We start from the raw sequence: 7,836 nt of genomic DNA, 5'->3' as shown, positions 1-7,836 counted from the left end.
CGCCCCCGCCGAGCTCGTGCTCGTGGGCATCACGGTGCTGCGGCGGGAGCGCGAGCGGCGGGCCCTGGAGAACGCAGACCGCCGCGCCGAGCGGCTGACGGGTCGCCGCGTCGGCGTCTGACCTCGCCTCTCCGCCGCGCTCAGTAGCGGTAGTGGTCGAGCTTGTACGGCCCCTCGACGGGCACCCCGATGTACGCCGCCTGGCTCTCGGTGAGCGTGGTGAGCCGCACGCCCAGCGCGTCCAGGTGCAGACGCGCGACCTTCTCGTCGAGTGCCTTGGGCAGCACGTGAACCCCGACCGGGTACGCCGCCGCGTTCGTGAACAGCTCGAGCTGCGCGAGGACCTGGTTCGTGAACGACGCGCTCATCACGAACGACGGGTGCCCGGTCGCGTTCCCGAGGTTCATCAGCCGGCCCTCGCTGAGCACGAGCACGCTGCGACCGCTCGGCAGGCGCCACTCGTGCACCTGCGGCTTGATCTCGACCTTCTCCGCACCGTCGAGCGCCTCCAGCCCCGCCATGTCGATCTCGTTGTCGAAGTGGCCGACGTTCGCGACGATCGCGAGGTGCTTGAGCGCCAGCAGGTGCTCCACCGTCACCACGTCGCGGTTGCCGGTCCCGGTCACGACGATGTCGACCCCGCCGGCCACGTCGATCAGACGCGCCACCTCGAAGCCGTCCATCGCGGCCTGCAGCGCGCAGATGGGGTCGACCTCGCTCACGATGACCCGGGCGCCCTGACCGCGCAGCGCCTCGGCCGCTCCCTTGCCCACGTCGCCGTAGCCGCACACGAACGCGACCTTGCCGCCGATCAGCACGTCGGTCGCCCGGTTCAGCCCGTCGGGCAGCGAGTGACGGATGCCGTACTTGTTGTCGAATTTGCTCTTCGTGACCGCGTCGTTGACGTTGATGGCCGGGAACAGCAGGTCTCCCGACACCGCGAGCTCGTACAGGCGGTGCACGCCCGTGGTGGTCTCCTCGGTGACGCCGATCAGCCCGGCGGCGACCCGCGTCCAGCGGTCGGGCGACGCCGTGAGGGTCCGACGGAGCAGGTCGAGGATCACACGGTACTCGTGCGGGTCGCCCTCGGCGGCATCGGGGACGACGCCCGCCCGCTCGAACTCGACGCCCTTGTGCACCAGCAGCGTGGCGTCGCCGCCGTCGTCGAGGATGAGGTTCGGGCCGTCGACGCCCGACGACGACCAGTCGAAGATCCGCTCGGTGCACGCCCAGTACTCCTCGAGCGTCTCGCCCTTCCACGCGAACACGGGCACACCGGCGGGCGCGTCCACCGTGCCGTGCGGGCCGACCACGACCGCCGCGGCCGCCTCGTCCTGCGTGGAGAAGATGTTGCAGCTGGCCCAGCGCACCTCGGCACCGAGCGCCACGAGCGTCTCGATCAGCACGGCCGTCTGCACGGTCATGTGCAGCGATCCCGCGATGCGCGCGCCCCTGAGCGGCTGCGCCGCGCCGAACTCCGCGCGCAGGGCCATGAGCCCTGGCATCTCGTTCTCGGCGAGCCGCAGCTGGTGCCGTCCGGCGTCGGCGAGGGACAGATCGGCGATGCGGTACTCGAGCTCAGGCATGGGCCCATTGTTCCATCAGGTCGCGGACGCACCGCCCGTGTGTCAGAACCGGATGGCGTCGATCACCTTGACCCGCAGCGCCACGAGCGCGGGGATGAAGCCCGACACTGCGCCGACCACGACCGAGGCGACGAGACCGACCAGTGCCGCCCGCATGGGGAACGGCGGGATGTCCTGGATACCGGGGAACATCGAGCCGATCAGCCACTCGGAGCGCAGCACCGCCACGACGATCGCGATGCCGATCGCCCCCGCCACGGTCGTCGCCACCAGACTCTCCAGGAACACCGCGAAGAACACCCGGCCGGAGCTCGCGCCGAAGGCCCGACGCACCCCGATCTCCCGCACCCGCTGGCGCATCGCGACGAGCTGGATGTTGATCAGGCTGAGCGCACCGAGCGCGAGGATCAGCGACGCGATGCCGCCCGTGACCATCTCGAACGTGGCCTGAGCGTCGGCGGTGCCGGGTTGCGCCGCCCAGTCCGAGCGGCTCACCGACACCGTCTGCCCTTCCGGCAGCCCGGCGCGGAGGTCCATCGCGAGCACCGGCGCGATCGCGTCGACCTCGTCGGGGCCGAGCCACACCTCGTACTGGGTGAACGTCTCCTCCGGCAGCGCGTCGACGCGGTCACGGTAGGCGTCGTACAGCAGGTCCAGACGGAGCTCCTCGTCGCCGAAGCCCTGCCGCGGAACGACCCCGACCACCTGGTAGGTGCCGCCGGCGTCTCCGGTGACGGTGATCGTGGGGTGCTGGGCGACCGGGACCCGCCCGATGCGCTCCCACAGCGGCTCGCTGATGACCACCGCCGGTGCGAGCGCCTCGAGGTCGCCATCGTGCAGCCACCGGCCCTCGAGCAGCTTCTCCCGGTGGATCTGCGAGTACGCAGGGTCGACCAGCCGTGTGTTCACCGGGGTCACGCCGTCGGGCAGCGCCACGCCGAGCGAGAGGCCCTGGGCGATCCGGGCGGTGTGACTGAAGCCGAAGCGCTCCGAGGCCCTGCGGAAGCGCTCGTCCACCTCGTCCGCGTCGACCGGGGTGCCATCGTCGGCCGACACCGCCACGACCACGGTGGCCGCACGGCCGCCCCAGCGGTCCGACTGCTCCTCCTGGAACTGGCGCTGGTACTCCGAGATCGCCACGACCGCGGTGAGCGCGCCCACCGACACGGCGATGCCGATGAGGCTGAGCAGCACACGGAGCTTGTGCACCCGGATCTCGGCCCAGGCGTCGGAGAGCGCTCCGAGGAACCCGGTCACGACGCGACCTCCGCGGCCCCGGGCACCGAGGCGGCGAGCGTGGACGCCTCGAACGCCTTCGTGAGGTCGGCCGGCTCCAGCCGCCCGGCGTCCAGGCGGTAGTGGCGGCGCGCGCGAGCCGCGACGTGCAGGTCGTGCGTGATCGTGACGAGGGCGGCGTCGGTCTCGGTCGCGACCTCGTCGAGCAGGGCCATCACGGTCGCGCCGGTGTCGATGTCGAGGGCACCGGTGGGCTCGTCGGCGAGGATCAGCACCGGGCGGCGTACGAGCGCGCGGGCGATCGCGACGCGCTGCTGCTCGCCTCCGGAGAGCCGGTCGGCGACCTGGTCGACGCGGTGCCCGAGTCCGACGCGCTCCAGCATGTCGGCGGCGATGCGGCGGCGGTCCCAGAACAGCCGTCCGCGCGCGTGGCCGAGCGGCATCATGACGTTGTCCAGCGCGGTGCGACCGGGCAGCAGGTTGAACTGCTGGAACACGAAGCCCACGTTCTCACCCCGGAGACGGTCGAGGCGACCGGAGCGCATCCGGCGGACCTCCCGCCCCTCGAACGACACCGTCCCGGACGTGGGGGCATCGAGCATGCCGAGGATGTTGAGCAGCGTCGACTTGCCCGAACCCGACCGTCCCACGATCGACACGTGGTCGCCCGCGCCGACCTCGAGGTCGACGCTGCGGAGGATCTCCAGGCGCGAATCGTCGGGCAGGAGGACGCTCTTGGCGACGCCCTCCAGCGCGACCAGCGTCACCAGCTCATCCCGCTGTCGCACTGCTCGACGCCCGGGGAGATCTCGTAGCAGAACTCCTCGACGGGTGCGACGAAGCCCGGCACGAACTGGCGGATGCTGTCGCCCTCCGCGAGCCCGTCGGTCACCTCCACCATCGAACCGTCGTTGACGCCGAGGGCGACCTCGCGCTCCTCCGGCTCGCCGCCGTCGCCCGCGTCGACCCACACCTTTCCGGTGCCAGCGCCGCCCTGCACCGCCGTGACCGGGATCACCAGCGCATCGTCGACCTGTCCGAGCGCGAGATCCATCGTGGCGGGCAGGCCGGCGAACACGGTCTGATCGGCGGGGATCGCGCAGCGCACGCTCGCGGTGCCCTCCTCGCTCACCTGCACCCGCACGCCCGTGCACGGGAACGGGGCGGGGCCGCCCGTGATGGTCACCGTGGCCTCGGTCGGCGCGTTGACGAGCCGGTACAGCTGCACGGGCTCCACGGTCGCCTGCAGGTGGTAGCGGGCCGGGGTGAGCGTGTACGTCTCCGTGCCCACCGTGGTGGCCTGGCCCTTCACGATCGCGAGCTCCGACACGTCGCCGGCCTCGGGCGCCAGCACGTCGATGTCCTTGCGCGGGTCGTCCTGGCGCACGGTGAACAGCTTCTGCCCGGCCGCGACGCTCGCACCGTCGGCCACGTGCACCGCAGTGACCGTGCCGTTGAGCTCGCTGCGCACCGGATAGCTCTCGTCGCGCGCGACCGTGCCGTCCAGGCTGAGCGCGTTGACGACGGCCCCCCGCTCGACCGCCACAACCGGATCGGTGATGCCCGCCTCGGGGCTCACGATCGCCTCAGACCGGTCGGGGAAGAAAGCGATCTTCACGAGTGCGGCGGCGCAGGCGCCGAAGATGACCACGAGCAGCAGGGGCAGGACCCAGCGACGCCAGACGAGCACGGTAGCCTTTCCGGCCGCGCCGCCGTGACACCGCCGCCGTCAGAGTACCCAGGAATCGGCAGGGGCCACGGTGCCTCCGCCCGCGTGTCGGATCAGGCGCGCAGGGCCTCGTGGCGGATCACGAGCCAGCCCGCCGGCACCGAGAGCCGGTCGGCGTGCGGGGCGCACAGGTCGTGCGCCTGCGGGTCGTTCGCCGTTCCGAGCGGTCCGAGAGCGGCCATCTGGTCGCCGTAGTCGTAGGTGAGGGTGGCCACGGCCTCACGCGCGCAGCCGACCTTCGAGCAGAGTCGTCCGTCCATCCCCTTCACGCTACGACCCCCGTCGCGAGCGGAGCGGATGCCGCGCCGAGCGCGAGCGCAGCGCCTAGACTTTCGGCATGCCCCGTCGTCGCGCCCACGCCCCCACCGCCCGACGCGGCGCGAGGCACGGACGCCACGGACGACTCGGCCGCAGCGAGGTCGTCCGCCCGCCGCTCGCACCGCTCGACGGGCGGCTCGACCGGTTCGACCTCACGGTGGGCACTGCGGTGGAGTTCCTCCGCGGCACCTGGCCCGAGCTGCAGGAGGTGCGCTTCGAGATCGGGGCGCTGCCCGCGGCCGAGGGCGACGGGGAGGTGCCGCGCTGGCACCTGGACCGCGAGGGGCGGCGGATCGTGCTGTTCCGCATCCCGATCGAGCGGCTGCTCCCTCCGGGACACGACGACGCCGCGCACCGCCGCATGGCGATCGAGAGCGCGGTGTTCCGGGCCGCCGCCGAGTACGTCGGCCGCGAGCCCTGGGACCTCGGCCACGACCACTGACTGCGCGCCCCGTCCCGGGGTCAGGGGTAGACCGTGATCGACTTCTCCACGCCGGGCGACGGCGGCACCGGCAGCACGCCGAGCGCACCGGCCGCGGTCAGGGTCACCGCGGCGTGTACGGGTCCGGTGGTGCGCAGCAGATAGGTCGTCCGCGCGGTCATGTCGATACCGCGGGTCTGCCCCGCCGGCACCGACACCTCCTGCGGCTGACCGCCGTCGATCGGCTCGACCGTGACGGTCGCGTCCTCGTCGCCCGTGTTGGCGAGCTGCAGCCGCGGGGCGGGACCGGCGGGCACGGCGACCGCGGCCTGGTCGTCGAGCTGGGCGGCCGGAGTCACCCACGCGAAGTCGGTGTCGCGTCCGAAGCCGTCCTGCTGGCGGACGGCGGCGACGACCGGGGCCTCCGCCTCGATCTCCACGGTGTAGCGTCCCGGCTCGAGCCCGCTGAGCGCGACCTGCGCGGGGACGTCGGGGTCGAGCGGGACGGAGAACTCGTCCGTCGTCGGCGAGGAGCCCTCGCTGTGCACCGTGACCTTCGCCATGGCGTCGGCGCCGGGTGCCAGCAACCGCAGCACGGTCATGTCGGCCTCGTCGCCGTCGGACGTGAACGTCTGGACCCCCGTGATGACCACGTTCTGCTGCGCGCCGGCCACGGCCTCCTGCAGGTCGATGCCGGCGGGGTCGAGCACGCGCACGAGCGACGACTGCAGGACGGCGCGCACCGGAGCCCCGACCGCGCTCACCTTGACGACCGGTGCCTCGTTGCCGGCGGCGATCGACGTCAGCGGAAGGGCGGTCTGCGTGCGCGCCGGGATGATGACGGTGCGGCCGCCGCGCGTCTCGCCGTACACGGTGAGGGTGACGGTGGACGGCACCTCGGCCGCGTTGGTGAGGATGACGATGTCCTCGGTGCCGGTGCCCACCGCACCGCCGACGAGCCAGGACTCCAGGCGCGGCACCGTGCACGGGGTGGCCGCGAAGCCCCCGAGGTCGTCCGCGGCGAGGGTGAACGACTCGGCGCCCGCGATCAGCGGAGCCGTGCGGCCCTCCACGGCGCCGGTGAGCACGGAGACCTCGTCGCCATCGGCGAGGTCGGGCGTCGCCACGCCCGACGAGGCCGGATCTCCCGACGTACCGCCGGTGGTGAGCGTGGGGGCTGCCGCCGCCGTCATGTCGAGCGGTGCGGACGAGTCGCGTCCGAGCGCCCGGAAGTCGCCGTTGCAGACCAGCACGCTGTCGCCGGGGAGCGGAGTGACCTGCTCCTGCGCCGGTTCGTGCGCCACGGTGGGCCAGGGCGCGTGCACGGCCGCGACGACCCCGATCACGCAGGCGGCGGCCACGGCCACGCCCGTCACGACGCGGGCGCTGGTCGCGGCGACCCGGAATGCGCGGTTGCCGCTCATCGGCGCTCCTCCTCGGGCTGCGGTGCGGGGGTGTCGTCGTCCGATTCCGCGGCGTCCGCGGGCTCGACCTCGGCCTCGGGAACCGGTTCGGCGATGGGCGCCAAGGCCTCGTCCGTCAGAGCCGGTTCGTCCTGCGGATCCTCGACCGCGCCGACGGGCGGGTCCTCCACGACCGCGGCCGGGAGATCTTCGGCGTGGCGCGGCAGCACCATCGGCTCCTCCGGCGCCCGCCCGACGATGCGCGACTGCGCCCTGGCGGCACGCCGCGACGCCCTGGTCGGGATCGACAGCAGCAGCGCGGCCAGCACCACGAGCAGCTGCAGGGTGATCACGAGCCGCGCCGTGCCCTCCTGCGCCGCGGTGAGCGACGCCGGTGCCGCGGCCTCGCCCTCGAGCCGCCACAGCACTCCGCGCTCGGTGGTGCCCGCGTGGACGAGACCCGGGCGCTGGTCGATCGCGGCGATCGAGGCCGTGCGCAGCGCACGGGCCCGGTCGCCCTCGCCCGCGACCTGGGCGATCAGCACGTAGCTGATGCCCTCCGCGGCGAGTTCGGCCGGTGCATCGAAGTCGCGGGCGGAGATCAGGTCGACCGCGAGCGTGCCGGTGTCGGTGCCCTGGGGCTCGACGGCGGTCGAGAGCATGGTGGTCTGGGCCCCGAGGGTCTCGCTGGCTCCGCGGACCACCTCGACCGCGAGTCCGCCGTCGTTCTGCGGGGTGAGGATGAGCGTCGAGATCGCGCGGTCGCCCGCCGCCTGCGCGGCCACGTAGGCGGGCAGCGTCGACTCCGGCCCGTTGGTGAGCACGGATCGATCGGTGTGGAACGCGGTGAGGGCGGGCAGGGCACACACCAGGAGGGCGGCCGCCGTGACGGTGGTCGCCACGGTGCGCAGCCGCGGCAGCGGGAGCGCCGTGTCGAGCGTGACGGTCGCCGCGCCGAGCACTCCGATCCACGCGAGGCTCAGCCCGGTGCCCGGCCAGATCGGCACGGGGGTGCCCTGCGCGAACGAGACGCTGACGCCGACCGCGAGGAAGGCCGTCGCGACACCGGCGACGGCGACCACCAGCAGCGTGATGCCCGCGCGCCACCGCGGCGAGACGGCCGAGGCGAGGGCGAGCAGCGCG

7 protein-coding genes and 1 pseudogene are annotated in these 7,836 nt (G+C 73.1%); 1 reads left to right on the top strand and 7 read right to left on the bottom strand.

All coding sequences use genetic code 11. From position 1 onward, the window contains the following. Nucleotides 1-140 precede the first annotated feature (140 nt). The 5 genes from ahcY to DW299_RS09005 all read right to left on the bottom strand — a co-directional run bounded on the left by ahcY (nt 141) and on the right by DW299_RS09005 (nt 4,811). Nucleotides 141-1,586, bottom strand: coding sequence for an adenosylhomocysteinase (gene ahcY, locus DW299_RS09025; protein WP_136036381.1), 1,446 nt, complete (start codon nt 1,584-1,586; stop codon nt 141-143). A gap of 42 nt (nt 1,587-1,628) precedes the next feature. Continuing rightward, nucleotides 1,629-2,843 carry an ABC transporter permease gene (locus DW299_RS09020; RefSeq protein ID WP_136032264.1) on the bottom strand — a complete coding sequence of 405 codons (1,215 nt, stop codon included), beginning with the start codon at nt 2,841-2,843 and terminating at the stop codon, nt 1,629-1,631. Beyond that, entirely contained in the window at nt 2,840-3,589 is a 750-nt protein-coding gene (locus tag DW299_RS09015) for an ABC transporter ATP-binding protein (RefSeq protein WP_136032267.1), read from the bottom strand. The genes DW299_RS09020 and DW299_RS09015 overlap by 4 nt, the downstream gene beginning before the upstream one ends. Beyond that, complete coding sequence (locus DW299_RS09010; RefSeq protein WP_136036380.1) at nt 3,586-4,512, bottom strand: efflux RND transporter periplasmic adaptor subunit; 927 nt, start codon at nt 4,510-4,512, stop codon at nt 3,586-3,588. Before DW299_RS09010 ends, DW299_RS09015 begins: the two co-directional genes overlap by 4 nt. A 92-nt stretch (nt 4,513-4,604) precedes the next feature. Next, nucleotides 4,605-4,811 (bottom strand): DUF3499 family protein, encoded by a 207-nt coding sequence (locus DW299_RS09005; protein ID WP_136032271.1) that lies wholly within the window; start codon nt 4,809-4,811, stop codon nt 4,605-4,607. Nucleotides 4,812-4,888: 77 nt separating this feature from the next. Between DW299_RS09005 and DW299_RS09000 the strand changes: the two genes are divergently transcribed. Next, nucleotides 4,889-5,311 carry a hypothetical protein gene (locus tag DW299_RS09000; protein ID WP_240744592.1) on the top strand — a complete coding sequence of 141 codons (423 nt, stop codon included), beginning with the start codon at nt 4,889-4,891 and terminating at the stop codon, nt 5,309-5,311. Nucleotides 5,312-5,331: 20 nt separating this feature from the next. Here the strand turns inward: DW299_RS09000 and DW299_RS08995 are convergent, their stop codons facing one another. Further along, nucleotides 5,332-6,714, bottom strand: a complete 1,383-nt coding sequence (locus DW299_RS08995; protein WP_136036379.1) for a DUF5719 family protein — start codon at nt 6,712-6,714, stop codon at nt 5,332-5,334. After that, nucleotides 6,711-7,836: pseudogene (locus DW299_RS08990) on the bottom strand (glycosyltransferase); the annotation flags it as partial. The gene DW299_RS08995 and the pseudogene DW299_RS08990, both read right to left, overlap by 4 nt.

It is taken from the genome of Microbacterium sp. K35 (genome assembly GCF_004794375.1).
In the GTDB taxonomy this organism is placed as follows: Bacteria; Actinomycetota; Actinomycetes; order Actinomycetales; family Microbacteriaceae; genus Microbacterium; species Microbacterium sufflavum.
Note: the sequence above shows the minus strand (reverse complement) of the source record. Positions and strands in the feature narration are given on the sequence as shown.

What these genes read in the sequence shown, in the direction of transcription:
- ahcY (WP_136036381.1), bottom strand. Translation starts at nt 1,586, where the DNA reads ATGCCTGAGCTCGAGTACCGCATCGCCGATCTGTCCCTCGCCGACGCC.
- DW299_RS09005 (WP_136032271.1), bottom strand. Translation starts at nt 4,811, where the DNA reads ATGGACGGACGACTCTGCTCGAAGGTCGGCTGCGCGCGTGAGGCCGTG.
- DW299_RS09000 (WP_240744592.1), top strand. Translation starts at nt 4,889, where the DNA reads ATGCCCCGTCGTCGCGCCCACGCCCCCACCGCCCGACGCGGCGCGAGG.
- DW299_RS08995 (WP_136036379.1), bottom strand. Translation starts at nt 6,714, where the DNA reads ATGAGCGGCAACCGCGCATTCCGGGTCGCCGCGACCAGCGCCCGCGTC.